25 protein-coding genes and 1 tRNA gene are annotated in these 23,036 nt (G+C 70.6%); 12 read left to right on the top strand and 14 right to left on the bottom strand.

Features of this window, described 5'->3' with window-relative positions; all coding sequences use genetic code 11:
- Positions 1 to 4 precede the first annotated feature (4 nt).
- Entirely contained in the window at positions 5 to 1,630 is a 1,626-nt protein-coding gene (locus R8Z57_RS06770) for an ATP-dependent DNA helicase RecQ (protein ID WP_318353016.1), read from the bottom strand.
- A gap of 183 nt (positions 1,631 to 1,813) precedes the next feature.
- Here R8Z57_RS06770 and R8Z57_RS06765 point away from each other — a divergent pair, with 183 nt between their 5' ends.
- Positions 1,814 to 2,203 carry an SHOCT domain-containing protein gene (locus tag R8Z57_RS06765; RefSeq protein WP_318353015.1) on the top strand — a complete coding sequence of 130 codons (390 nt, stop codon included), beginning with the start codon at positions 1,814 to 1,816 and terminating at the stop codon, positions 2,201 to 2,203.
- Positions 2,204 to 2,279: 76 nt separating this feature from the next.
- On the opposite strand, the gene R8Z57_RS06760 is transcribed toward R8Z57_RS06765, so the two are convergent.
- The 5 genes from R8Z57_RS06760 to R8Z57_RS06740 form a co-directional block, all read right to left on the bottom strand.
- On the bottom strand, positions 2,280 to 3,047 hold the full coding sequence (locus R8Z57_RS06760) for an ABC transporter permease (protein WP_318353014.1): 768 nt from the start codon (positions 3,045 to 3,047) through the stop codon (positions 2,280 to 2,282).
- Positions 3,044 to 3,871 carry an ABC transporter ATP-binding protein gene (locus R8Z57_RS06755; protein ID WP_318353013.1) on the bottom strand — a complete coding sequence of 276 codons (828 nt, stop codon included), beginning with the start codon at positions 3,869 to 3,871 and terminating at the stop codon, positions 3,044 to 3,046. The genes R8Z57_RS06760 and R8Z57_RS06755 overlap by 4 nt, the downstream gene beginning before the upstream one ends.
- Positions 3,868 to 4,236 (bottom strand): DUF1048 domain-containing protein, encoded by a 369-nt coding sequence (locus R8Z57_RS06750; RefSeq protein ID WP_318353012.1) that lies wholly within the window; start codon positions 4,234 to 4,236, stop codon positions 3,868 to 3,870. The genes R8Z57_RS06755 and R8Z57_RS06750 overlap by 4 nt, the downstream gene beginning before the upstream one ends.
- Before the next feature lie 2 nt (positions 4,237 to 4,238).
- Positions 4,239 to 4,598 (bottom strand): PadR family transcriptional regulator, encoded by a 360-nt coding sequence (locus R8Z57_RS06745; protein ID WP_318353011.1) that lies wholly within the window; start codon positions 4,596 to 4,598, stop codon positions 4,239 to 4,241.
- Positions 4,599 to 4,769: 171 nt separating this feature from the next.
- A tRNA-Leu gene (locus R8Z57_RS06740) sits at positions 4,770 to 4,852 on the bottom strand.
- Positions 4,853 to 4,900: 48 nt separating this feature from the next.
- Here R8Z57_RS06740 and R8Z57_RS06735 point away from each other — a divergent pair.
- A complete protein-coding gene (locus R8Z57_RS06735) occupies positions 4,901 to 5,524 on the top strand; it encodes an ANTAR domain-containing response regulator (protein ID WP_109209425.1) in 624 nt (207 codons plus the stop codon).
- A 53-nt stretch (positions 5,525 to 5,577) separates the two neighbouring features.
- On the opposite strand, the gene R8Z57_RS06730 is transcribed toward R8Z57_RS06735, so the two are convergent.
- Positions 5,578 to 6,003, bottom strand: coding sequence for a hotdog fold thioesterase (locus R8Z57_RS06730; protein ID WP_318353010.1), 426 nt, complete (start codon positions 6,001 to 6,003; stop codon positions 5,578 to 5,580).
- An 82-nt stretch (positions 6,004 to 6,085) separates the two neighbouring features.
- Here R8Z57_RS06730 and polA point away from each other — a divergent pair, with 82 nt between their 5' ends.
- Both polA and R8Z57_RS06720 read left to right on the top strand, forming a co-directional pair.
- The gene (gene polA, locus R8Z57_RS06725; RefSeq protein WP_318353009.1) at positions 6,086 to 8,743 is read left to right on the top strand and encodes a DNA polymerase I; all 2,658 of its coding nucleotides are present in this window, start codon (positions 6,086 to 6,088) and stop codon (positions 8,741 to 8,743) included.
- Between the two features lie 78 nt (positions 8,744 to 8,821).
- Positions 8,822 to 10,495, top strand: coding sequence for a DUF885 domain-containing protein (locus R8Z57_RS06720; RefSeq protein ID WP_318353008.1), 1,674 nt, complete (start codon positions 8,822 to 8,824; stop codon positions 10,493 to 10,495).
- 83 nt (positions 10,496 to 10,578) lie between these two features.
- Here R8Z57_RS06720 and R8Z57_RS06715 read toward each other — a convergent pair whose 3' ends face one another.
- Positions 10,579 to 11,214 carry a phosphoribosyltransferase gene (locus R8Z57_RS06715; RefSeq protein ID WP_318353007.1) on the bottom strand — a complete coding sequence of 212 codons (636 nt, stop codon included), beginning with the start codon at positions 11,212 to 11,214 and terminating at the stop codon, positions 10,579 to 10,581.
- A gap of 89 nt (positions 11,215 to 11,303) precedes the next feature.
- Here R8Z57_RS06715 and R8Z57_RS06710 point away from each other — a divergent pair, with 89 nt between their 5' ends.
- From R8Z57_RS06710 to R8Z57_RS06700, 3 genes are read left to right on the top strand one after another with little or no spacing between them, the layout of a single operon-like run.
- Positions 11,304 to 12,347 carry an LLM class flavin-dependent oxidoreductase gene (locus R8Z57_RS06710; protein WP_318353006.1) on the top strand — a complete coding sequence of 348 codons (1,044 nt, stop codon included), beginning with the start codon at positions 11,304 to 11,306 and terminating at the stop codon, positions 12,345 to 12,347.
- Positions 12,348 to 12,383: 36 nt separating this feature from the next.
- A complete protein-coding gene (locus R8Z57_RS06705) occupies positions 12,384 to 13,766 on the top strand; it encodes an MFS transporter (RefSeq protein ID WP_318353005.1) in 1,383 nt (460 codons plus the stop codon).
- Between the two features lie 34 nt (positions 13,767 to 13,800).
- On the top strand, positions 13,801 to 14,562 hold the full coding sequence (locus R8Z57_RS06700) for an SGNH/GDSL hydrolase family protein (protein ID WP_318353004.1): 762 nt from the start codon (positions 13,801 to 13,803) through the stop codon (positions 14,560 to 14,562).
- Between the two features lie 21 nt (positions 14,563 to 14,583).
- Here R8Z57_RS06700 and R8Z57_RS06695 read toward each other — a convergent pair whose 3' ends face one another.
- Positions 14,584 to 15,153, bottom strand: a complete 570-nt coding sequence (locus R8Z57_RS06695; protein WP_318353003.1) for a dihydrofolate reductase family protein — start codon at positions 15,151 to 15,153, stop codon at positions 14,584 to 14,586.
- An 89-nt stretch (positions 15,154 to 15,242) separates the two neighbouring features.
- Between R8Z57_RS06695 and R8Z57_RS06690 the strand changes: the two genes are divergently transcribed.
- Together R8Z57_RS06690 and R8Z57_RS06685 are read left to right on the top strand one after the other, a co-directional pair.
- Positions 15,243 to 15,623 (top strand): metalloregulator ArsR/SmtB family transcription factor, encoded by a 381-nt coding sequence (locus R8Z57_RS06690; RefSeq protein ID WP_318353002.1) that lies wholly within the window; start codon positions 15,243 to 15,245, stop codon positions 15,621 to 15,623.
- Positions 15,620 to 16,066, top strand: a complete 447-nt coding sequence (locus R8Z57_RS06685; protein WP_318353001.1) for an SRPBCC domain-containing protein — start codon at positions 15,620 to 15,622, stop codon at positions 16,064 to 16,066. The genes R8Z57_RS06690 and R8Z57_RS06685 overlap by 4 nt, the downstream gene beginning before the upstream one ends.
- Positions 16,067 to 16,082: 16 nt before the next feature.
- Here the strand turns inward: R8Z57_RS06685 and R8Z57_RS06680 are convergent, their stop codons facing one another.
- The 3 genes from R8Z57_RS06680 to R8Z57_RS06670 form a co-directional block, all read right to left on the bottom strand.
- Positions 16,083 to 16,928 (bottom strand): carbohydrate kinase family protein, encoded by an 846-nt coding sequence (locus R8Z57_RS06680; protein ID WP_318353000.1) that lies wholly within the window; start codon positions 16,926 to 16,928, stop codon positions 16,083 to 16,085.
- Positions 16,925 to 17,839, bottom strand: coding sequence for a pseudouridine-5'-phosphate glycosidase (locus tag R8Z57_RS06675; protein WP_318352999.1), 915 nt, complete (start codon positions 17,837 to 17,839; stop codon positions 16,925 to 16,927). The genes R8Z57_RS06680 and R8Z57_RS06675 overlap by 4 nt, the downstream gene beginning before the upstream one ends.
- Positions 17,840 to 17,973: 134 nt before the next feature.
- Positions 17,974 to 19,317, bottom strand: a complete 1,344-nt coding sequence (locus tag R8Z57_RS06670) for an MFS transporter (RefSeq protein WP_318352998.1) — start codon at positions 19,315 to 19,317, stop codon at positions 17,974 to 17,976.
- A gap of 211 nt (positions 19,318 to 19,528) precedes the next feature.
- Between R8Z57_RS06670 and R8Z57_RS06665 the strand changes: the two genes are divergently transcribed.
- Positions 19,529 to 19,792 carry a DUF6458 family protein gene (locus tag R8Z57_RS06665; RefSeq protein ID WP_318352997.1) on the top strand — a complete coding sequence of 88 codons (264 nt, stop codon included), beginning with the start codon at positions 19,529 to 19,531 and terminating at the stop codon, positions 19,790 to 19,792.
- Positions 19,793 to 19,834: 42 nt separating this feature from the next.
- Here R8Z57_RS06665 and R8Z57_RS06660 read toward each other — a convergent pair whose 3' ends face one another.
- Together R8Z57_RS06660 and R8Z57_RS06655 are read right to left on the bottom strand one after the other, a co-directional pair.
- Positions 19,835 to 20,551, bottom strand: a complete 717-nt coding sequence (locus R8Z57_RS06660) for a GNAT family protein (RefSeq protein ID WP_318352996.1) — start codon at positions 20,549 to 20,551, stop codon at positions 19,835 to 19,837.
- A gap of 42 nt (positions 20,552 to 20,593) precedes the next feature.
- On the bottom strand, positions 20,594 to 21,460 hold the full coding sequence (locus R8Z57_RS06655; RefSeq protein ID WP_318352995.1) for an AraC family transcriptional regulator: 867 nt from the start codon (positions 21,458 to 21,460) through the stop codon (positions 20,594 to 20,596).
- Positions 21,461 to 21,691: 231 nt separating this feature from the next.
- Here R8Z57_RS06655 and R8Z57_RS06650 point away from each other — a divergent pair, with 231 nt between their 5' ends.
- Both R8Z57_RS06650 and R8Z57_RS06645 read left to right on the top strand, forming a co-directional pair.
- Positions 21,692 to 22,219 carry a DUF1269 domain-containing protein gene (locus R8Z57_RS06650; protein ID WP_318352994.1) on the top strand — a complete coding sequence of 176 codons (528 nt, stop codon included), beginning with the start codon at positions 21,692 to 21,694 and terminating at the stop codon, positions 22,217 to 22,219.
- Positions 22,220 to 22,356: 137 nt separating this feature from the next.
- Positions 22,357 to 23,028, top strand: a complete 672-nt coding sequence (locus R8Z57_RS06645) for a hypothetical protein (protein ID WP_318352993.1) — start codon at positions 22,357 to 22,359, stop codon at positions 23,026 to 23,028.
- Positions 23,029 to 23,036: the final 8 nt, after the last annotated feature.

Raw genomic sequence — 23,036 nt, 5'->3', positions numbered from 1 at the left:
CCGGTCAGCCCGCGCGGCTGAGCAGACCGTTCTCGATGACGGTGTCGAGGGCGAGCGTCTTGTATCCCTGTTCTTCGAAGAACACGGTGAGACGGTCGCCCTCCACCGCCGAGACGGCACCGGGTCCCCACTCGACGTGGACGACCGCCGACCCCGTCGGGAACGGAAGTCCCTCCTCGCTCGGCGCGGCCTCAGCCGCCGTGCCGGCGCGGCAGGTGTCGCAGTTGCCGCACGGTTCGCGAAGCTCCTCGCCGAAGTACCGCAGCACGGCGCGTCGCCGGCAATCGCGCGTCTCGGCGTATCGTCGCATCACCTCCAGACGCGACTGCTCGATCCGCTCGCGTCGCTCCGACGCCTCGGCCGCACGCGCCGCCGCCTCGGAGGCGGAGACGGATGCCGCCACCACCGCCCCGCGCCGGCCGACACGGACCACACCGCCCTCCGCGAGGAGATTGACGAGGTGGGTGGCGGTGCGAGGCGCGACGGCGAGTTCCGCTGCCAGCGCCTTCGTCGGCACCGCTCCGTCGGAGCGTGAGATGCGACGGTACGCGGCGGCGAGCCGGCCCTCATCGACGGACCGCGCGACGAAGTACTTGCGGATGCCGAGATCCTCCGGGCGGTAGAAGAGTGTCGCAGACGCTGCTTCGCCGTCCCGTCCCGCCCGGCCGATCTCCTGGTAGTACGAGTCGAGCGAGTCCGGCACGGACGCGTGGACGACGAACCGCACATCGGGCTTGTCGATCCCCATCCCGAACGCGTTGGTGGCCACCACGACGTCGATCCCGTCCTCGAGGAACGCGCGGTGGGTCTCCTCACGGTCCGCCTTGGACAGACCGGCATGGTACACCCGGGCGCGCCGCCCGCGCCCTGTCAGCTCGGCGGCATACTCCTCGGCTTCCCGCCGCGTCGCGGTGTACAGCAGCCCGCATCCGGCGGCGCCCGCGACGAGCTCGAGGACCTCGGCGCGCTTCTCCTCGGCGGCGGACGCCCGCCGCACCGTCAGGTCGATGTTGGGACGGTCGACGCCGCGCACGACCACCGCCGGCTCGCGCAGCTGCAGGCGCTCCGCGATCTCGGCGCGCACGGGCTCGGCCCCCGTGGCGGTCAGCGCGACGATCGGCGGTGACCCCAGCCGCGCGCGCACGCCGGCCAGGCGGAGGTAGTCCGGACGGAAGTCATGACCCCAGCTGGCCACGCAATGCGCTTCGTCGACGGCGAAGAGTCCCACGCCGGTCTGCGCGAGGCCGGCGACGACCTCGTCCTTGGCCAGCTGCTCCGGTGCCAGGAGCAGCAACTGGATCGCTCCGGCACGGAGGTCCTCCCAGAGCTCTTCGGTGGCGCGCTCACCGAGCGTCGAGTTGAGCACGGCGCCGCGAGGCGCGCTCGGCGTCGCCGCGAGCTGGGCCACCTGGTCGTTCTGCAGGGCGATGAGCGGCGACACCACCACCGTCAGGCCACCGCGCAGGAAGCCTGCGAGCTGATACACCGCCGACTTCCCGGCGCCGGTGGGAAGGACGACGATGGCATCGCGGCCCTCGACGAGCGCCTCGATCGCCTCCGTCTGCCCTTCCCGCAGCGCCGGCCAGCCGAAGATCTCTCGCGCTGCGGCGGTGACGTCAGGCATGGGCATGCAGGCTCCCCTCGGTGGAGCGGCAATCCTCGCACCACCGGCGGTTCCGTCCGACGGGCTTGACACCGTCGCGCGCCGGCCCACCTCGCGTGGGTCGAGGACACGATCGAAACGTTCCCCCGCGCGCCCGATCCCGCCACTACTGTGGTCGCAGCCGTCCGGCTTTCGAGAAAGGTGACGCCGATGTTCTTCGGTGACTTCTGGTGGTTCCTGCTGTGGAGCTTCTACTTCATCGCGTATCTGTACGTGGTGATCGTGATCATCACGGACCTGTTCCGCGACGAGAAGCTCAACGGGTGGCTCAAGGCCCTGTGGATCATCGCCCTGGTGTTCGTGCCGTTCCTCACCGCGCTGATCTACATCATCGCCCGCGGCAGGGGCATGGCCGAGCGCGCCCAGGCGGCGCGCGGGGGAGTGGTGCCCGAGTCCGACGACTACCGTCCGTCCGCCTCGACGAGCCCCGCCGAAGACATCGCCAAGGCCAAGGCGCTCCTCGACGCCGGCACGATCTCGCAGGGCGAGTTCGACGCCCTCAAGAGCAAGGCGCTGGGCAACCAGTACTTCGGGGCGTAAGCCCTCACGACAGCACAGAAGAGTGGATGCCTCGGCCCGAGGCATCCACTCTTCTCTGTTGTCATGCGGGGCACGGTCAGCTGATCTTCTTCCGGTAGATCGCCATCGACCCGATGTAGGCCACCACCAGGATCCCGACCAGCCACGCCATCGCGACCCAGATGTCGGTGCCGACCGGCTCGCCGGCGAACAGCGCCCGCATCGAGTCGACGATGGAGGTGACCGGCTGGTTCTCGGCGAACCACTGCACGGGAGCCGGCATGCTCTCGGTCGGGACGAACGCGGAGCTGATGAACGGCAGGAAGATGAGCGGATAGGAGAACGCGCTCGCGCCGTCCACCGTCTTGGCGGTGAGCCCCGGGATCACGGCCAGCCACGTGAGCGCCAGCGTGAACAGCACCAGCATGCCGATCACGCCCAGCCAGGCGCCGACGCTCGCCCCGGTGCGGAATCCCATCAGCAGCGCGACGCCGATGACGATCGCCAGCGACACCAGGATCGAGACGAGCGACGTGAGCACGTGCGCCCACAGCACCCCGGACCGCGAGATCGGCAGCGACTGGAACCGCTCGAAGATGCCGCCCTGCATGTCGAGGAACAGCCGGTACGCCGTGTAGGCGATGCCGGAGGCGATCGTGATCAGCAGGATGCCCGGCAGCATGTAGTCGATGTACGACCCCTGGCTGAGTCCGGTGTCGATCGCTCCGCCGAAGACGTAGACGAACAGCAGCATGAGTGCGATCGGCGTGACCGCGGTGGTGATGATGGTGTCGGGGCTGCGCAGGATGTGGCGCAGCGACCGGCCCGTGAGAACGGCGGTGTCGCCGATGGTGTGGGCGGTCATCGTCCTTCCTTCCGTGTCGTGGCGGTGCCGTCCGCGGCGTCGCCGGGTTCTGCGGTGTCTTCTTCGCCGGTGAGGGCGAAGAAGACGTCCTCGAGGCTGGGCTGCTTCTCGATGTACTCGACCTGCGCCGGCGGCAGCAGCCGCTTGAGCTCGGAGAGTGTGCCGTCGACGATGATGCGCCCCTTGTGGAGGATCGCGATGCGGTCGGCCAGCTGCTCCGCCTCCTCGAGGTACTGCGTGGTCAGCAGCACCGTGGTGCCGCCCCGGGCGAGTTCGCGCACGGCGTCCCACACCTCGATGCGGGCCGCCGGGTCGAGGCCCGTGGTCGGCTCGTCGAGGAAGATGACCGGCGGGTCGCCGATGAGGCTCATGGCGATGTCGAGCCGGCGGCGCATGCCGCCGGAGTACGTCGCCGCCCTGCGCGTGCCGGCGTCGGTCAGCGAGAACCGGGCGAGCAGCTCGTCGGCGATCCGGCCGGGATCCGGGAGGTGGCGCAGCTGCGCGATGAGCACGAGGTTCTCGCGCCCGCTCAGCACCTCGTCGACCGCGGCGAACTGCCCGGTGAGGCTGATCGTCTCGCGCACCTTCTGCGGCTGCGCGGCGACGTCGAACCCGGCGATGGCGGCGGCTCCGGCATCCGCCTTCAGCAGAGTCGAGAGGATGCGGACGACCGTCGTCTTGCCCGCGCCGTTCGAGCCGAGGAGGGCGAAGATGCTGCCCCGTTCGACCTCGAAGTCGACGCCCCGGAGCACCTGCAGGTCCTTGTAGGACTTCTCGAGCCCCCGCACCTGGATGGCGGCGGTCGCGGTGGCGGTGCCGGTCATGATCCCTCGTTCCTCTCCGCGTCGTCGATCGCCTTGTTGAGACGTGCGCGCTCCTTGTCGATCCACTGCTTGCCGGAGTACGCGGCGGTGAACTCCTCCGCGAACGCCGACGCGTCCTCGCCGACGATGTCGCGCACGGGCGTGCCGTCGGCCGCCGCGCGCTCCCACAGGTCGGCGGAGTCGCTGAGCATCTGGACCAGCGTCTCGCCGTCGGTCATCCCGCCGACGGTCATGAAGTACCGGTCCAGCGCCTTCGCAGCTCCGCGATACGGCTCGGGGAGAGCCTCGACGCGGGCCCTGTACTGCTTGTACAGCTTCTTCTGCTCGATCGAGCCGGTGACGACCTCGTACCACTTGGCGGCCATGATCAGTCCTCTTCCTGGGGTGTGGGGTTGTTGTGCGCGTGCTGGCGGTGGAGCGTCTCGATGCGTTCTGCGAGGAAGCTCCAGGTCCTCCAGAACTCGGCCAGCTGCTCGCGGCCCTGCGCGTTGAGGGAGTACACCTTGCGCGGCGGCCCCTTCTCGGACGGGACCTTCTCGACGTCGACGAGTCCCCGCTGCTCGACCCTGACGAGCAGGGCGTACACGGTGCCTTCGGCGATGTCGGAGAAGCCCTGGTCGCGCAGCCACGAGGTGATCTCGTAGCCGTACGCCGGCCGGCCGGAGAGGATCGCGAGCACGATGCCCTCCAGCGTGCCCTTGAGCATCTCGGTCTCCTGCTTGCCCATGGCGCACCTCCTTCGCTCTTCGCTACTCAGTGATGTTGACTACCGCTAGAAAGTAACACTAGGTACCGGTACTTAGCAACACCGAATACCAAACTCGATCCGAGCGCGGTGGAGAATGCGAAGAGCGGATGCCTCGATTCGAGGCATCCGCTCTGCAAGATGTCGGGGGAGTGCCGGTGGTGGGAGTCGAACCCACACGCCCTTGCGGGCAACCGAGTTTGAGTCGGTCGCGTCTGCCATTCCGCCACACCGGCACGCGCGGTCATGCCGCGCGTCCGCGATTGACCATACCGTAGGATTCAATGGTGACTGAGCAGGAGCAGACCGCCGCATCGACGGCTTCCACCCCCCGCCGCGTCGTGGTCGCCGAGGACGAGTCGCTCATCCGGCTCGACATCGTCGAGATCCTCCGCGACAACGGATTCGACGTCGTCGGCGAGGCCGGAGACGGCGAGACGGCGGTGGCCCTGGCCACCGAGCTGCGCCCCGACCTCGTCATCATGGACGTCAAGATGCCGCAGCTCGACGGCATCTCGGCCGCCGAGAAGCTCAGCAAGAACCACATCGCCCCGGTCGTCCTCCTCACCGCCTTCAGCCAGAAGGAGCTCGTCGAGCGCGCGAGCGAGGCCGGTGCCCTGGCTTACGTCGTCAAGCCGTTCACGCCGAACGACCTGCTGCCCGCGATCGAGATCGCGCTGGCCCGCTACGAGCAGATCATCACGCTCGAGGCCGAGGTCGCCGACATGGTCGAGCGCTTCGAGACCCGCAAGCTCGTCGACCGCGCCAAGGGCCTGCTCAACGAGAAGATGGGCCTGTCCGAGCCCGAGGCGTTCCGCTGGATCCAGAAGGCGTCGATGGACCGCCGCCTCACCATGCAGGACGTCGCCAAGGCCATCATCGAGCAGCTCGCGCCCAAGAAGGGCTGAGCCCCGACAGCTTCCAGAGAAGCGGATGCCTCGACCCGAGGCATCCGCTTCTCTCATTGCACGGTCTTGATGTGGTTCGTGATCCGCACCGTCGAGCAGCGGCGCCCCTCGTCATCGCTCACCACGATCTCGTGGACGGTCAGGCTGCGGCCGAGATGGAGCGGCGTGCACACGCCCGTGACGTGACCCGACGTCGCCGAGCGGGTGTGCGTCGCGTTGATGTCGACGCCGACGGCGAGGCGCCCGGGGCCGGCGTGGAAGTTCGCGTGCATGGATCCGAGCGACTCGCCCAGCACGACGTAGGCGCCGCCGTGGAAGAGGCCCACGGGCTGCGTGTTGCCCTCGACGGGCATGCGGGCCACCGCGCGCTCGGGCGTGAACTCGAGCCACTCGAACCCCATCTTCTCGGCGAGGGCGCCGATGCCGCGACCCGTCGCCCAGGCGATTCCGTCGGCGGCGGCGGGGGAGTGCTCGGGCATGGCTCACCTTCGGATCGAGGCCGCGGACGGCGGCGCCGGGCGACGGAAATCGACTGTCCCCGGCCCTGACTAGGCTTGCAGGGTGACGGACTCCGCAAAGCCTACCCTTCTGGTCGTCGACGGCCATTCGCTGGCATATCGGGCGTTCTACGCCCTCCCGGTCGACAACTTCTCGACGAAGGACGGGCAGCACACGAACGGGATCTACGGGTTCCTCGCGATGCTGATCAACCTGATCAAGGCAGAGAAGCCCACGCACCTCGCGGTCGCCTTCGACACGTCGCGGCAGTCCTTCCGCACCCGCGAGTACACCGAGTACAAGGCGAACCGGTCCGAGACGCCGTCCGAATTCAAGGGGCAGATCCCGCTCCTCCAGGACTGCCTGGCCGCGATGAGCATCCGCGTGCTGCAGCAGGAAGACATCGAGGCCGACGACATCCTCGCCACACTGGCCACGCAGGGCGCCGAAGCGGGCTTCCAGGTGCTCGTATGCTCGGGCGATCGCGACACGATCCAGCTGGTCAATGACGACATCACCCTGCTGTACCCCAACGTGCAGGGGGTCTCGCAGCTCAAGCGCTACGACCGGCAGGCCGTCATCGACCGCTACGGCGTCCCGCCCGAGCAGTACCCCGACATCGCCGCCCTCGTGGGCGAGACCAGCGACAACCTGCCGGGCGTGCCCAAGGTCGGCGAGAAGACCGCCGTGAAGTGGCTCACGCAGTTCGGCTCGCTCGACGCGCTCCTCGAGGGCGCCGACTCGATCAAGGGCGTGGTCGGCGGCAACCTGCGCGAGCACCTCGACGACGTGCGGCGCAACCGTCGCCTCAACCGCCTCCTCACCGATGTCGAGCTGCCGCTGCGCCCGGCCGACCTCGAGGTGCAGCCCATGGACGCCCAGGCGGTGCGCGACATCTTCTCGCGGCTCGAGTTCAAGACCCTCATCCCGCGCGTCGCCGAACTCGCCGGCATCGAGCAGCAGATGGCCGCGGTGACCTCCGCGGCGGCCGAGCTCGCACCGGTCGCGAAAGAGCTCGCGCCCGCCGAGTTCGCCGCCTGGGTCGCCGACCTCGACGGAGAGTCGGGCGTCACGATCACGGTCGAGGGCGGCCTTCCGGCACGACTCGGCGTGGCGACGACGGATGCCGCGGCCGAGGCGAACTGGACGCCCGAGCTCGCCGCCGCCCTCGGCCCCTGGCTGGCCTCCGACGCACCCAAGGCCTTCGCCGACGCGAAGCCCCAGCTCAAGGCCCTCCGCCGCGCCGGGCTGACGCTCGGCGGCCTCGGCTTCGACGTGATCCTCGCCGGCTGGCTGCTCCGGCCGAGCTTTCCCGACAAGACGCTCGCCGACCTGGTGGACCGCTACCTCGATGAGAAGCTGCCCGAGTCCGACCCCTCGCAGCTCGTGCCCGAGACCGAGGGCGCCACCACCGGCCAGCTCTCGTGGTACCTGCTGCGCGTGGTCCGTGCCATCCGCGCCGAGCTGCCTGAGAGCGTCGGCGCGGTCCTGACCGACATCGAGCTGCCGACGCTGCACACCCTGGCCGACATGGAGCTCGCCGGCGTCGCGGTCTCGCACGACACGCTGACCCGGTTCTCGGGCGAGCTCGGCGCGCGCGCCGACGCCCTCGCACAGGAGGCGTACGCCGCGATCGGGCGCGAGGTCAACCTCGGCTCGCCGAAGCAGCTGCAGGAGGTGCTCTTCGAAGAGCTGCAGCTGCCGAAGACGCGCAAGACCAAGACCGGCTACTCGACGGATGCCGCGGTGCTGGCCGACCTGCAGGAGACCAATCCGCACCCGTTCCTCGACCTGCTGCTGCAGCACCGCGAGGCGACGAAGCTGCGTCAGATCATCGAGTCCCTCGACAGCGCGATCGGCGCCGACCGCACGAGCGGCGCCGACGGCCGCATCCACACCACCTACGTGCAGACCGGCAGCCAGACCGGCCGGCTGTCCAGCACCGACCCCAACCTCCAGAACATCCCGATCCGCACCGAGGAGAGCCGCCGCATCCGCTCGGCGTTCACCGTCGGCGAGGGCTACGAGACCCTGCTGACGGCCGACTACTCCCAGATCGAGATGCGCATCATGGCGCACCTGTCCGAAGACCCGGGGCTCATCGAGGCGTTCAACTCGGGCGAGGACACGCACCGGTTCGTCGGCTCGCGCGTCTTCGGGGTCGCGCCAGAAGACGTCACCCCGGCGATGCGCACCAAGGTGAAGGCGATGTCGTACGGACTCGTCTACGGACTGTCGGCGTTCGGTCTCTCAAAGCAGCTGCGGATCGATCAGGCCGAGGCCAAGCAGCTCATGATGGAGTACTTCGCCCGGTTCGGCGCCGTGCGCGACTACCTGCGGTCCTCCGTCGAGCAGGCACGGATCGACGGCTACACCGAGACGATCTTCGGCCGTCGGCGCCCGTTCCCCGACCTGGCGAGCCCCAACCGCGTGCTGCGCGAGAACGCCGAGCGCGCGGCGCTCAACGCGCCCATCCAGGGCAGCGCCGCCGACATCATGAAGGTGGCGCTGTTCCACATCCACGACGACTTCGCCGCCGAAGGGCTCGGGTCGCGGGTGCTGCTGCAGATCCACGACGAGCTCGTGATCGAGGTGGCACCGGGGGAGTGGGACGCCGCCGAGCGCATCGTGCGCACGCGGATGGGAGATGCGGCGCAGCTGTCGGTGCCGCTGGACGTACAGGTCGGGCGCGGCGACAACTGGGACATCGCCGGTCACTGAGTTCGCTCACCGCAGGTCCGGAGCCGGAACCCGGGACCTCGTTTGTCGGCATCCGGTCTCATCTCTAGGCTCGGAAGCATGACAGACGAAACCCGGACGCCCACGCAGATCGACAAGATCGCTGATGCGTGGGTCGACACCCTCGCCGAACTCGAGCCCACGCTCGCGACCTACATCGGACGGTCCGAGTACAACGACCGGTTCGGCGATTACAGCCCCGCCGGCCAGGAGCAGCTGGTCGCAGAGGGCCGCAAGACCCTGGCAGCGCTCGAGGCCGCGACCGCCGACGATGACGTCGACGCCGTGACCAAGGACGACCTCTCGCGCGAGATCCAGCTCGCGCTCGACCTGCACGACGCCAAGTGGCACCTGCGCGATCTGAACGTCATCGCGTCGCACGCGCAGAACATCCGCTCGGCCTTCGACCTCATGCCGACGGCGACCCCCGATGACTGGTCGGTCATCGCCACGCGCCTGGGCGCGGTCTCGGGTGCCGTCGACGGCTACATCGCCACCCTGCGCGAGGGCATCTCGCAGGGCGTCGTGCCGGCGCGTCGCCAGGTCACCGAGGTCGTGACGCAGATCGCGCGCTACACCGCCGACGGCGGGTTCTTCTCGACGTTCGCCGCCGAGGCGGCTCCCGAAGAGGGTCAGCTCCCCGCCTCGCTGGCGCGCGACCTGGCTGACAACGCCAACGCGGCGCGCGTCGCCTACGACGAGCTCGCGGCCTTCCTCGCCGACGAGCTGGCTCCTGTCGCGACCGAGAAGGATGCCGTCGGCCGCGAGCTGTACGCGCTGCACTCGCAGCGGTTCCTGGGTGCGACGATCGATCTCGACGAGACCTACGAGTGGGGCGTCGAAGAGCTCGCGCGCATGGTCGCCGAGCAGGAGTCGATCGCGCACGAGATCAAGGCCGGCGCGAGCGTCGAGGAGGCGGTCGCGTTCCTCGAGCAGGACGCGAGCCGCAAGCTGTTCGGCACCGATGCGCTCCAGAAGTGGATGCAGGAGACCAGCGACCGCGCGGTGGCCGAGCTCGGCAAGACCCACTTCGACATCGCCGAGCCGATCCGCAAGCTCGAGTGCATGATCGCGCCCACGAAGGAAGGCGGCATCTACTACACCGGCCCGACCGACGACTTCTCGCGTCCGGGCCGCATGTGGTGGTCGGTGCCCGAGGGCGTCGAGGAGTTCGACACCTGGCGCGAGCTCACGACGGTCTATCACGAGGGCGTACCCGGCCACCATCTGCAGATCGCCCAGGCGGTCTACAACCGCGCCCAGCTCAACACCTACCGTCGCCTCCTGGCCGGAACGTCGGGCCACGCGGAGGGGTGGGCGCTCTACGCCGAGCGGCTGATGGAGCAGCTCGGCTACCTGTCGGATCCCGCCGACCGTCTCGGCATGCTGGACGGCCAGCGCATGCGCGCCGCTCGCGTTGTGCTCGACATCGGGGTGCACCTCGAGAAGGAGCGTCCCGACGGCCAGGGCGCGTGGGACGCCGATTTCGCGCTCGAGTTCATGATGCGCAACGTCAACATGCCCCCCGAGTTCGTCAGCTTCGAGGTCAACCGCTACCTCGGATGGCCGGGGCAGGCACCCTCGTACAAGGTGGGCCAGCGCATCTGGGAGCAGCTGCGCGACGAGGTCGCCGAGCGCGAGGGCGATGCCTTCTCCATCAAGGAGTTCCACAAGCGGGCGCTCGACGTGGGCGGCGTGGGCCTCGACACGCTCCGGATGGCACTGTCGCGCTGAGCCTCGTTCCGGTCGTTGGGCGACGTGCGGCGGTGCGTTTCGCCTGGATGCGCTCGCTCAACGACCGGCGGGGATCTGCTCGCTCAACGACCGGCGGCGAGGTCTCCCCGCAACAGCGCCTTGACCTCCGTGTCGGTGGTCTGCGAGAAGTCGTCGTAGTACTGGCCGACGGCCCAGAAGTCCGGCTCGCGATGCGGGCAGACGTATTCGTCCACGGCGTCGGCCGGCGCCTCCCATCGGTCGGGTGCCACCGGAACCGCCAGCACGACCTGCGCGGGGTTCCGTGTGCGCACCGCCTGGCAGGCGGCCAGGGCGCTCGCACCCGTCGCGACCCCGTCGTCGACCACGATCGCCGTCCGGCCCGTGAGGTCGGCCGAGCGAGAGCCGTAGGCATCCGTTCGCCGCATCAGCTCCTCGCGCTCGGCCGTCTCCACGCGCGCCACGTCGTCGGGAGTCATGCCGGCCCAGCGGACGGCTCCCGGCGTCACGATCCGCACGCCGTCGGCGATGGCTCCGACCGCGAACTCCTCGTGGCCCGCCGCACCGAGCTTGCGCACCACCACCGCGTCGAGCGCCAGCCCGAGCTCGTGCGCGACCACCGCCGCCACCACGACGCCGCCGCGGGCGATGCCGAGGACGACGGCATCCGTTCCCCGCCACGGTGTCAGCGCCGCGGCGAGCCGTCGCCCCGCGTCGCGGCGATCGGCGAAGAGAGCCATGCGACCACGCTACGCTCGCCGCGTCGCGTCGTCGCGGGAATGCGATGATCGGCGCCGAGGTTCATGCACATGAATAGACGGAGGATTCCATGGACTCGACCGACCTCGCCGGCATCGAACTCGGCCTCGACACTTTCGGGGACGTGACACGTGACGCCACCGGCGCCCTGCTCAGCGACGCCCAGACCATCCGCAACGTCGTCGAGCAGGCGGTGCTCGCCGATCGTGTGGGCCTGTCGTTCTTCGGCGTGGGGGAGCACCACCGGCGCGAGTTCGCGGTCTCGAGTCCCGAGATCGTGCTCGCCGCGGCCGCGGCCCGCACCGAGCGGATCCGCCTGGGAACGGCGGTGACGGTGCTGTCGAGCGACGACCCGGTGCGTGTGTTCGAGCGGTTCGCGACGCTGGACGCGGTCTCACGCGGGCGCGCCGAGGTGATCCTCGGCCGCGGCTCGTTCATCGAATCGTTCCCGCTGTTCGGCTACGACCTGCGCGACTACGAGGCGCTCTTCGACGAGAAGCTGGAGCTGTTCTCGCAGCTGCTCACGGAGCGGCCCGTCACGTGGAGCGGCAACCTGCGCGCGCCGCTGGACGCAGTGGACGTCTTCCCGAAGACCGAGAACGGCCTGCGCGCGTGGGTCGGAGTCGGCGGCACCCCGGAGTCGGCCGTGCGCGCCGCCCGCTACGGCTACGGACTGATGCTGGCGATCATCGGCGGCCCTGCCGGACGCTTCCGTCCCTTCGCCGACCTCTACCGCCGCTCGCTCGACACCTTCGACCAGCCGCCGCTGCCGGTCGGCGTCCACTCGCCCGGACACGTCGCCGAGACCGACCAGCAGGCCTGGGACGAGGCGTACGAGGGGTTCGAGGCCATGAACAACTCGATCGGCCGGGAGCGGGGCTGGCCGACGTACAACCGCCTGCGCTTCCAGCATGATGTCGGCCCCGAGGGCGCGCTGTACGTGGGGTCGCCCGAGACGGTGGCGCGGAAGATCGCCGACACCGTCCGCACGCTCGGCGCGTCCCGCTTCGACATGAAGTTCTCGACGGGCACGCTGTCGCACGAGAAGATGATGCGCTCCATCGAGCTTTTCGGCACCGAGGTCGTCCCGCGCGTGCGCGACATGCTGTCGTAGCGCCCGGCCGGGCTCCGGCATCCGTACCATGACGCTATGACGGATGCCTCGTCCCGCCCCGCCTTCGGCTCCGACGCCGCTCCCGCCGCGGCTCCGACGCTCTCGGAGCGCCTCGATCGGCTCCCGTTCACGCGGGTGCACCTGCGCGTGCTGACCGGCTCGGGGATCGGCTGGGCGCTGGACGCGATGGACGTCGGCCTGATCTCGTTCATCATCGCCGCGCTCGCGGCGCAGTGGAGCCTCGCCCCCGGGGAGACGGCGTGGATCGCGTCGATCGGCTTCGTCGGGATGGCGATCGGGGCCAGTGTCGGCGGTCTCCTCGCGGACCGGTTCGGACGGCGGCACGTGTTCGCCCTGACGCTCCTGGTCTACGGCCTCGCGACGGGGGCGAGTGCGCTCGTCGGCGGGCTGGCAGCCCTGCTGGTGCTGCGCTTCTTCGTCGGGCTGGGTCTCGGGGCCGAGCTTCCGGTCGCGAGCACGTACGTCAGCGAATTCGCTCCCGCCCGCATGCGGGGGCGCCTGATCGTGATCCTCGAGGCGTTCTGGGCGGTGGGGTGGACGCTCGCGGCGCTCATCGGCTACCTGGTGATCCCGGCATCCGCCGACGGGTGGCGCTGGGCGTTCGCGCTCGGGGCCATCCCGGCGGTGTACGCGCTCGTCGTGCGCTGGGGGCTGCCAGAGTCCGCCCGGTGGCTCGAGCGCCGCGGACGGTTCACGCAGGCCGACGCCGTCGTGCGCCGTTTCGAGGACGCCGCGGGGGTCGCCCCCGTGACCGCACCGGGCCGGCCGACCGTCCCTCCGGCAGCGGCCGCGTCGCTCGGGCAGCGCCTGGGTGCGCTGTGGTCGCGCGAGTTCCGGGTGCGGACCGCGTGCCTCTGGCTGGTCTGGTTCTGCGTCAACTTCTCGTACTACGGCGCCTTCATCTGGATCCCGTCGATCCTCGTCGCGCAGGGATACGACCTGGTGCGCTCGTTCGGGTTCACGCTGCTGATCACCCTCGCCCAGCTGCCGGGCTACGCCGTGGCGGCGTGGCTCATCGAGGTGTGGGGCAGGCGCACCACACTGTCGGTGTTCCTCGTCGGCTCGGCCGCCTCCGCCATCTTCTTCGGCACGGCCGGGTCACCCGGCGCCGTCATCGCCGCAGGCATGGCGCTGTCGTTCTTCAACCTCGGCGCGTGGGGCGCGCTGTACGCCGTCACGCCCGAGATGTACCCCACGTCGCTGCGGGCGACCGGGTCGGGATGGGCGGCCGGCGTCGGCCGCATCGCGTCGATCGTGGCGCCGCTCACGGTGCCGCCGCTGCTGCTCGCGGGCGGCGCGCCGGTGCTGTTCGTCGTCTTCGCCGTCTTCTTCGCGATCGCCGCCGGGGCCGCGTGGGGTCTCGTCGACCGGCGGGGAGCCGCCCTGGACGACCGGTGATCGCAGGGCCGCGTGCGGTCGTAGGCTGGAGCCCGTGGCATCCGTTCGATACGTCGCGATCGGCGACTCCTTCACCGAGGGCGTGGGCGACGAGCTCCCCGATGGGCACGTGCGCGGCTGGGCCGACCTCGTCGCGCAGGGCTGGGCCGACGCCTCCGGCGAGACGGTGGAGTACGCCAACCTCGCGATCCGCGGCAAGCTCGTCTGGCCGATCGTCGAGGAGCAGCTCGAGCCCGCGCTGGCCCTGAAGCCCACCCACCTGTCGTTCAACGGCGGCGGCAACGACATGCTGCGCCCCCGCACGAGCGTCGCGCGGGTGGTCATGGCGTTCGAGACGGTGCTGCGCCGGTGCGACGAGGAGGGGGTGCAGCTCATCGTGCTCTCGGGCGCCAACCCCACGGCCCAACTGCCGCTGCGACGCGTGATCCAGCGACGCGGCGACCTGCTCTCGCACGCCGTGCAGGCGCACCTCGCGTCGCGACCCGACATCGTGCCGGCGTACAACTGGTTCGACACCGAGCTCGCGAGCCCGCCGTACTGGTCGGAGGACCGGCTGCACATGAACTCCCGCGGGCACCACCGCGTCGCCGCGCGGGTGCTCGACGCCCTCGGGCTCGAACCGCCCGCAACCTGGTGGTCGCTGCCGCCGCTGCCCGCTGCGGGCACCCGCGGCGCTGCCTACTACCGCGAGCACGTCGGACCGTGGGTGCGGCGCCGCCTCACCGGCACGTCGTCGGGCGACGGGCGGGCGGCGAAGTTCGGGCAGTGGACGGCGTTCGCCCCGTCCGGGCCCTGACGTCCGGCGGCCGCCGGCTGCTCAGACGGCGCCGCTCGTGACGCGGTAGGTGAGCTCGGCGAAGGCCCCGGCATGCCGGACGTCCGTCAGTTCCAGGCGGTCGGCACCGAGGCTGCGGGGGAGGAGCGGCTTCCCCGACGGAAGCGTCGCCGGCGCGACCGAGACGCGGAGCTCATCGAGCAGGCCGGCGTCGGCGAACTGTCCCGCCAGATCGCCGCCGCCCACGATCCACACGTCCCGCTCTCCGGCGGCCTCGCGGATCTGCGGCCAGACCTCGCGGACGTCGCCCGACGCGAAGCGCACGTCGACCCCGGGGACGACCGGCTGCTCCTTGCTCGTGAACACCCAGGTGGGACGGTCGCCGTAGTAGACCGGCCACTTCTCGGGATGGGCGACGAGGTCTTCGTGCTCGACCACCCAGCGGTAGGTCGACGATCCCTGCACGAGCACTCCGATCCCGGAGAGGAACTGCTGGAAGTCCTGGTCGCCGCCTTCTCCGCCCGGCGCGGCGAACAGCCAGTCGAGCGAGTCGTGGTCGTCGGCGATGAATCCATTGAGCGTGGTGGCGGTGTAGAAGATGACGCGAGGCATGACGCCACGCTAGACGCACCGACCGACATCGTTGACGCCCATTCAACCATCCGGTACTGTACCAATGGGTTGAATACCGGAGGTGGCCCATGACCGACGCACTGAGCCGCACGTTCGCGGCCCTCTCCGACCCGACGCGCCGGGCCATGCTCGCCCGCCTCAGCGAGGGCGAGGCGACCGTCGGAGAGCTCGCCGAGCCGTTCGACATGACGTTCGCCGCGGTGTCCAAGCACCTGCGCGTGCTCGAGGGAGCGGGCCTGGTGACGCGTGGCCGCAACGCGCAGTACCGGCCGGCCCGCCTCGACGCACGACCGCTGGCTGCGGCATCCGATTGGATCGGCGGGTACGCCCGCTTCTGGGAAGACAGCCTGGGCGCCCTCGACCAGTACCTCAATGCCCTGCAGCAGCTGGGCCGACCGCACGGCGACGCGCAATCCGTCGCCTCACACCGAGAAGGAGAACCATCATGACCGAGTACTTCACCGTCACCCGCGAGCTGAGCGCGCCGCGCGAACTGGTATTCGAGGCGCTGACGAAGCCCGAGCACTTCGCCGTCTGGTTCGGCACCGCCGCCGTGGAAGTCCCGCAGGAGAGCCTCACCATGGACGTGCGGCCGGGGGGCGCCTTCCGCGCCGTCATGCTGCTCCCGGACGGCAACCGCATCGACTGGGCGGGGGAGTACCACGTCGTCGAGCCGCCGTCGCACCTGGCGATGACCCTCACCGACCAGCCGGGCGACGACGCGGGCCTGCCCGTGCTCTTCGACCTCGAGGAGTCCGACGGCGGCACCGTGCTCACCATCCGCCAGGACCGCTCCGACTTCACCGACGAGCAGGTGGCCGCGACGATCGAGGGCTACAACTCCTTCATCGACGACATCGAGCGCGTGCTCGCCGACCTTCAGCGGGCCTGAGCGGCGCACCCGACGCCTACAGCGCGCCCGGGCGGCGCAGCGCTCCCATCGCGAGCACGCTGCCCGCCCGGGCGCTCTCGCGCGCGTCGGAGCCGGCGAGGGCGGCGACGATGTACCCGGCGGCGAAGGCGTCGCCCGCGCCCGTCGAGTCGAGGACGTCGTCCACCCGCACGACCGGCACCTCATTCGTCGCATCCGCCGTCGTCACGAGCACCGGTTCCGCGCCGCGCTTCACCACGTACACCCCGCGTGGCGCCGGCCGCACCCCGAGTTCCGCGGCGACGCGCGCCTCGTCCTCGTTGGCGAACACCACGTCGGGACGCAGCGCCGCGAGCGCGGACCGCAGCCCCGCGGCGCCCATCGCCCGCAGCGTCGCGACGCTCGAGAGATCGAGGCTGACCCGGGCGCCGTCGCCCGCAGCGCGGGTCGCGGCATCCGTCACCGCCCGTCGTGAGCGCGCCTCGGCGAGGCCGTACAGCGGCACGTGCACCCACCCGGCGTCGTCCAGCCACGACGGATCGATCTCGTCGAGCTCGGCGGCGGCCCCGCGGTCGGTGATCATGGTGCGCTCGCCCACGGCGTCCACCAGCACCACGATCGAGCCGGTGCGCCCGTCGCGCTGCACGCGCACGTCGACACCTGCCGCTTCGAGCTCGAGCACGAGGGCGCGCGCCAGGGTGTCGTCTCCGACGCGTCCGATGAAGCGGGCGGGATGCCGCGGCGCCGCCGCCACCGCCACGTTCGCGGCGCTCCCACCCCGCGTGAGGCGCACCTCCGCGGGATTGTCGGTGCCGCGCTCGAGAGCCGCCCCGCCCAGGACGATGAGGTCGGCGACGAGATCGCCGATCACGACGAGCGTCACGCGGTGCCGGCCAGCGCGATCGCGATGCGTGCGCCGAGCTCGACGTTGCCCCGATAGACCTCGACGTTGACGTCGAGACTGCGGCCGTCGGTCTCGCGCTGCAGGAAGTCCAGCAGGAACGGCGTCGTGTCGTGGCCGGCGACGCCCTGCGCGTCGGCCGCGGCGAGCGCGCGCTCGAGCACATCGTCGTGCAGCGCCGGATCGAGCTGCCGCTCGGAGGGGAGCGGGTTGGCGATGAGGAGGGTGGAGACGATGCCGAGGCCGTCGCGCGTCCGGACGATCGCTGCGATCTCTGCGGGCGAGTCGACCTGGTACTCGATGTCGTGTCCGGAGTCGGCGACGTAGAAGCCGGGGTAGTCCGTCGTGCGATAGCCCACCACGGTCAGGTTGAGCGTCTCGAGTCGCTCGAGGGTGAGCGGGATGTCGAGGATGGACTTGACCCCGGCGCTCACGACGACGAGCGGCAGGCCCGCGAGGGTGGGAAGATCCGCCGACTCGTCGAAGGTCTGCGCGGCGCCGCGGTGCACGCCGCCGAGACCGCCCGTGGCGAACACCCGCACGCCGGCCTGAGACGCCAGATGCCCCGTGGCGGCGACGGTGGTGCCGGCGTTGCGTCCCTTCACCGCCGCGACCGGCACGTCGCGCAGGCTCGCTTTGACCACGCCGTCCGCCGTCGAGAGCCGCGCGATCTCGTCGACGGTGAGTCCGACCGTGGGTCGCCCTTCGACGATGCCGATGGTCGCCGGGACGACGCCTAGCGCACGCACGCGCGCCTCGGCCTCCATCGCGACGTCGAGGTTGCGGGGCCGGGGGAGTCCGTGCGTGAAGATCGTGGACTCCAGCGCGAGCACCGGCGCGCCCGCGGCGAGCGCATCACGGACCTCGGGGGAGACGGCGAGCGGATCGGGCACGGGCGTCCTTTCGCGCCGGCACCTCGTCGAGCCGGACAGCTCCACAGTAGCGAGCGGATGCCGCGTCCCGCGCGCGACGCCGGGCGCGACGCCCTCGGGGCGCCGGTGACCTGCGGCCAGGGCGGCGGGTGACGTCAGCGCCGCGGTCGTCGCGGCGCGCGCGGCGGATCCATGCCGAGGCGGACCCGGGTCCGCTTGCGCTCGATGACGATGAACGCGCTGCCCAGCAGCCACAGCGGCACCTGCATGAGGAAGGCGAGGCGGAACGCGTCGAGGCTGTAGGTCTCGGGTGTGCCGGCCCCCTGCAGGTCGAGCGCGAGGCCGATGAGGAGGATCGCGACGAGCGCGGCGAGGAAGCCGCCGGCATTGGTCACGCCCGTAGCCGTGCTGAGCCGGTGCGAGGGGTTGTGGGTGCGCGCGTGGTCGAAGGCGATCATCGACGCCGGGCCTCCGGTCGCCAGCGCGACCGCCAACGCGAGGAGCAGCCACAGCGGCGCGGGACCGGGATACGCGATGACGGCGAGCCAGGCCGTCGCCTGCACCGCGATCGTCGGCAGCACCAGCGCACGCGAGCGCAGGTGGGGGATCCGCCGCGACAGCTCGCCGACGATAGGACCGAGCACCATGCCGACGACGACGTACAGCGACATGATCGAGGCCGCCTCGGCCGTCGTTCGCCCTTCGCCGGCGGTGAGGAACGGCATGCCCCACAGCAGCACGAACGCAGTGCCGGCGAACGGCGTGGTGAAGTGCGACCAGAACGCCAGCCGGGTTCCCGGGTGCGCCCAGGCGGCGCGGATGCCGACGCCGGTGTCGACGGATGAAGTCACGACGCGGATCGCCCCGGTGTCGGTGTCGACCGACACGTCTTCGTCGCGGTCGGGCGGGTGGTTGCGGATGAGCAGGAACACGAGGATCGCGAACAGCACGCCGAGCCCTGCGATGCTGCCGAACGTGACGGTCCATGACGTGGCGTGGAGGAGCGCTGCGAGCGGGATGAGGGCGACGAGCTGGCCCGCCTGACCGACGATGCCGGTGAGCTGCACCATGATCGGCCCGCGCTGGGCGGGGAACCACGTCGCGATCAGCCGCAGCACGCCGGGGAAGACCGCGGCGTCGCCCGCGCCCAGCAGCATGCGGGCGAGGATCGCGACGCCGACACTGGGGGAGAGGGCCATGGTCAGCTGCCCGACCGCCATCAGCAGCATGCCGATCGTCATGATCGGCCGCGCGCCGTAGCGATCGAGCAGCACGCCGATCGGGATCTGCATCCCGCCATAGACCGCGAGCTGCACCACGGCGAAGAGCGACAGGGTCGCGGCATCCGCATCGAATCGTGCGGCCGCGTCCACACCGACCGCGCTCAGCGACGACCGGTTGGTGATGGCGAGCACGTAGGCGGCGACGCCGACCGTCCAGATCGCCCAGGCGCGTGCCCCGGGTCCCGTCGCGCGAGGACGGGAGAGGCTGTGCACCATTCCACGATAGTCACGGCGACGGATGCCTCAGCCCCCGCGGCCGCGCCCCGAAAGGCCGCCGCGACCCGCGCCGAAGAGCGAGCCCTTGCCCACGCATCCCTCGTCTGTCAAGACCCTGCGCGCGCCGCGGGAGGTGGGCCAGCCTGTAGAGCGGGACGAACCCGTCCCGCGTGAGGGGAGGGGCGGAAGCGCCCCGCGAAAGGAGCTTCGCATGAGCATCGGCGCAGGAATCGTGCTTTTCGCGATCGGAGCGATCATCGCATTCGCGATCAACGTGCAGGTCGATTGGGTCAACCTCGACATGCTCGGCTACATCCTCATGGGTGCCGGACTCGTCATCTTCCTCATCGGCCTCGTGCTGATGATGCGTCGCCGTCGTTCGGACGTCGTGACGCACACCGCGGTGGACCCCGCGACCGACTCGTCGGTCACGCGGCGGACCACGCGCACGCCGGACGACACCGCCGGGCTCTGACGGACGCTCCGGCCGCGGGCGCTGCGGCGCCCGCGGCCGGAGTCATGTCTGCAGGGAGTTCGGCTCTGTGCTCTCGGCCGTCGCCGACTCGAGCTGAGCACGGAAGGCCTCGACGCCCGCCAGCTCGACCGGCGCCCCCAGCCGTTCGGCGTGCGCGGTGCGCAGCGACTCCCAGCGCTCGCGTGACATGACGAAGCGGTTGTGCGCCACCGGGACCCCTTCGCGCGCGACGCGAAAGGCGCCGTCGTGCGCGTAGCCGACGCGGCGCGACACGGCGTTGGAGGCCTCGTTGTCGACGAACGCGCCCGAATCCGCCTCTTCGGCGCCGAGCCCCGCGAAGGCGAGGTGCAGCGCCAGCATGCGCATGCCGGTTCCGATCCCGCGACCCTGGTGCTGACGACCCACCCACGAGCCGGTGGTGACGCGCCGCAGCACGGGCCAGTCCTTCGCGGTCAGGCCCTGGATCCCCACGGGCACGCCCCGGTGCACCACCGCCAGCTCCAGCGTGAACGCGTCAGGTGACACCCGACTGCGGTGGTCCCACTGGTACGTCAGCACGCTGCGCGCCACCTCGTCCGCCGTGCCGCGTGACCACGGATGCTCGAAGGGCATGGCAGACGGATCGTGGATGCCGCGTCCTGCCAGCTGCGCCAGCTCGACGAGGATGTCGTCGTCGATCCAGCGCAACTCGAGGTCGCCGGCGCGCACCCGGACGGCGGAGGCGGGCCAGAGGCGGGCGAGGGCGTCGGTGTGCGGCATCCCGGAAGTCTGCCAGAACGTGAGCCGCGTGAGTGGCCGGCATCACGCCCGCTCGATGGGCAGCCACAGCTCGCAGGTCGCGGTGCGGAAGTCGGGGGAGCGGTCGAGGATGGCGACGATCGACGGACCCGGCCTGAGGCGCCACGGATTCGACGGGAACCACTCGGTGGCGGTGGCTGCCCATGCCGACTGCAGGGCGGCGGGATGGTCGCCCGACGTGCGGAACACCGCCCACAGCCCGGCCGGGACCTCGATCGCATCGAGATCGCCGGGAATCGGCGTCTCGGCGTCCACCGCCACGCCGTGGAGATAGGTGAGCTCGCTGCCCTCGGCATAGTCGGGGTCGACGTCGGCGCTCACCTGCAGGATTCCGGCCGGCTCCGCATCGCCCAGCTGCTTGAGTCGCACATGCTCCTCGGCCGGCAGAGCCGCGATGTGCGCGTGGATGTGCGGATTGACGCCGTGGTGCACGAGCGGAACGCGGGCGGCGTGGCCCACGAGCCGGAAGGCCGGGCGATCGGTGATGCGGGTGTCCATGGGCGAGTTCCCTTCGACGGTCAGGCGGAACCTGAGCTGTGGTTGTGAGCGAAGGGGGCCGCCCGCTCGACGTACGTCCGCGGGAGCGACGCCGTGCACGGCGCGGAAGGCCCGACCGAACGCCTCGGTCGAGCCGTAGCCGTAGCGCACCGCGATCTGGAGCATGTCGTCATCGCCGACCAGGTCGGCGGCCGCGACGGTCATGCGACGCCGCCGGACGTACTCCGACAGGGGCATGCCCGCCAGGGACGAGAACATCCGCCGGACGTGATACTCCGTGGTGCCGAGGCTGCGCGCGAGCGCCGCGATGTCGACGTCCTCGTCGAGGCTCTGCTCGACGAGATCGACGACGCGGTTCAGAATCGCGATCACGGGTTCCTCCTTCGACACCAGCCTCATCCTCTCGCGCTGCCGGCGCCCGATCAGCGGCGTTCGATGCGATCGACCTCGACTCCGTGTGAGACGGAGTCGCGCGGCCGGCGTGGAAGACGTCGCGCAGAGTCTCGTCAGGGGCGGGGAGGGCGGCATAGGATCGCTGCACCGCGACGACGCGGACCCCGAACGCGTGTCGAGCGCCTCGGCGGCAACGAGAAGGAGATATCGATGGGCACCCAGAACCTCGCACTGGTGGTCGGATCCTACGACGACACGGCGGCGGCATCCGACGATTACCAAGCGCTGCGCAGCGGCCAGGATGCCGGCGGCTACGAGATCATCGGCGCCGTCGTCCTCACGCGCGACAAGGACGGCAAGGTCCAGGTGAAGGAGCACGGCGACAAGTCGGTCGGTCACGGTGCGGCGTGGGGCGCGGGCGCCGGCGTCGTCGTCGGGCTGTTCGCCCCGCCGCTGCTGGCGGCGACCGCCGTGGGTGCCGGGATCGGCGCGATCCTGGGAAAGATCAAGAAGAACCGCGACGAGAAGAAGCTGGGCGTCGACGTCGACGACTATCTCGCGCCGGGCACGTCGGCTGTCGTCGCGGTGGTCGACGACAAGTGGGCCGACCGCGTGGAGAAGGCGCTGCAGCGCTCCGACAAGCGCATCAGCAAGGCCATCGACTCGGACGACTACGAGAAGCTGAGGAAGGCGATCGAGGAATCCGCCGACGACGTCGTGGAGCAGATCAACTCCTGATCGCGTGGTCTCGGGGCGCCCGAGCGACCTGCCGGACACCGGCGGTCACTCGGGCGCCGCCTTGTTATGGTCGAAGGCAGGAGATCGGGCGCTGCGCGCACGACGATGGTCTGAGAGGTGCGGCGTTGCCCGAGTCTGTGACGCAGAGGCGATCCCGGCGTCGCCTGCTGTCATGGATCCCGATCTCGATCGTCGCCCTCATCTGCGTCGGGTTCGTCGTGGCCGCCCTCCTCATGCAGAACTCGTGGTGGATCGACGACGACCGGCCCGCCAGCGCCGACCAGCAGGCGTCGGATGGGATGTCGATGCTCACCGACCCGGGGGTGGACTACCTCACCCGCAAGGGCATCCTCCGGGTGAGAGTGGGGGAGGACGCGCTTCCGGCCGCCGAGCTCGGCCTGGAGGCGGATGGCAGCCGCACGTTCGAGCCCCTCACGCCGGTGCAGGCGGTCGTGATCGCCGACGACGGCGCGTTCTACGTCGATCTCGTCCGATCGTTCACGGTGACGACGGCCGGCGGCCGGGTGGAATCGGTCGCTCTGGTGCGAGAGACGAACGGCGACTGGCTCTCCATGCTCCCGGTCCTGCAGGACGCCGCGGAGTCGTGGGGCTGGACGGACGAGGATCTCGCCCGGCTGGAGGAGGACCTGACCTCCGCCGCCCACGAGGGCGACGGAAAGCAGTACTCGGCTCAGCTCGGCCCCGTGGAGCACAACGGCGCACTGTCGTCGGCCACGGTGGACGTCGATCTGGACTCCTCCGAAGTGACGGTGTCGTTCGTCGTCGCCGATGCCGGCGCCGGGTCCTGAAGCTCACG

Source organism: Microbacterium sp. M3 (genome assembly GCF_033548675.1).
GTDB classification, from domain to species: Bacteria; Actinomycetota; Actinomycetes; order Actinomycetales; family Microbacteriaceae; genus Microbacterium; species Microbacterium arthrosphaerae.
Note: the sequence above shows the minus strand (reverse complement) of the source record. Positions and strands in the feature narration are given on the sequence as shown.

Coding starts and splice junctions, on each gene's coding strand:
- R8Z57_RS06770 (WP_318353016.1), bottom strand. CDS start 1,630: ATGCCCATGCCTGACGTCACCGCCGCAGCGCGAGAGATCTTCGGCTGG.
- R8Z57_RS06765 (WP_318353015.1), top strand. CDS start 1,814: ATGTTCTTCGGTGACTTCTGGTGGTTCCTGCTGTGGAGCTTCTACTTC.
- R8Z57_RS06760 (WP_318353014.1), bottom strand. CDS start 3,047: ATGACCGCCCACACCATCGGCGACACCGCCGTTCTCACGGGCCGGTCG.
- R8Z57_RS06755 (WP_318353013.1), bottom strand. CDS start 3,871: ATGACCGGCACCGCCACCGCGACCGCCGCCATCCAGGTGCGGGGGCTC.
- R8Z57_RS06750 (WP_318353012.1), bottom strand. CDS start 4,236: ATGGCCGCCAAGTGGTACGAGGTCGTCACCGGCTCGATCGAGCAGAAG.
- R8Z57_RS06745 (WP_318353011.1), bottom strand. CDS start 4,598: ATGGGCAAGCAGGAGACCGAGATGCTCAAGGGCACGCTGGAGGGCATC.
- R8Z57_RS06735 (WP_109209425.1), top strand. CDS start 4,901: ATGGTGACTGAGCAGGAGCAGACCGCCGCATCGACGGCTTCCACCCCC.
- R8Z57_RS06730 (WP_318353010.1), bottom strand. CDS start 6,003: ATGCCCGAGCACTCCCCCGCCGCCGCCGACGGAATCGCCTGGGCGACG.
- R8Z57_RS06720 (WP_318353008.1), top strand. CDS start 8,822: ATGACAGACGAAACCCGGACGCCCACGCAGATCGACAAGATCGCTGAT.
- R8Z57_RS06715 (WP_318353007.1), bottom strand. CDS start 11,214: ATGGCTCTCTTCGCCGATCGCCGCGACGCGGGGCGACGGCTCGCCGCG.
- R8Z57_RS06710 (WP_318353006.1), top strand. CDS start 11,304: ATGGACTCGACCGACCTCGCCGGCATCGAACTCGGCCTCGACACTTTC.
- R8Z57_RS06705 (WP_318353005.1), top strand. CDS start 12,384: ATGACGGATGCCTCGTCCCGCCCCGCCTTCGGCTCCGACGCCGCTCCC.
- R8Z57_RS06695 (WP_318353003.1), bottom strand. CDS start 15,153: ATGCCTCGCGTCATCTTCTACACCGCCACCACGCTCAATGGATTCATC.
- R8Z57_RS06690 (WP_318353002.1), top strand. CDS start 15,243: ATGACCGACGCACTGAGCCGCACGTTCGCGGCCCTCTCCGACCCGACG.
- R8Z57_RS06685 (WP_318353001.1), top strand. CDS start 15,620: ATGACCGAGTACTTCACCGTCACCCGCGAGCTGAGCGCGCCGCGCGAA.
- R8Z57_RS06670 (WP_318352998.1), bottom strand. CDS start 19,317: ATGGTGCACAGCCTCTCCCGTCCTCGCGCGACGGGACCCGGGGCACGC.
- R8Z57_RS06665 (WP_318352997.1), top strand. CDS start 19,529: ATGAGCATCGGCGCAGGAATCGTGCTTTTCGCGATCGGAGCGATCATC.
- R8Z57_RS06660 (WP_318352996.1), bottom strand. CDS start 20,551: ATGCCGCACACCGACGCCCTCGCCCGCCTCTGGCCCGCCTCCGCCGTC.
- R8Z57_RS06650 (WP_318352994.1), top strand. CDS start 21,692: ATGGGCACCCAGAACCTCGCACTGGTGGTCGGATCCTACGACGACACG.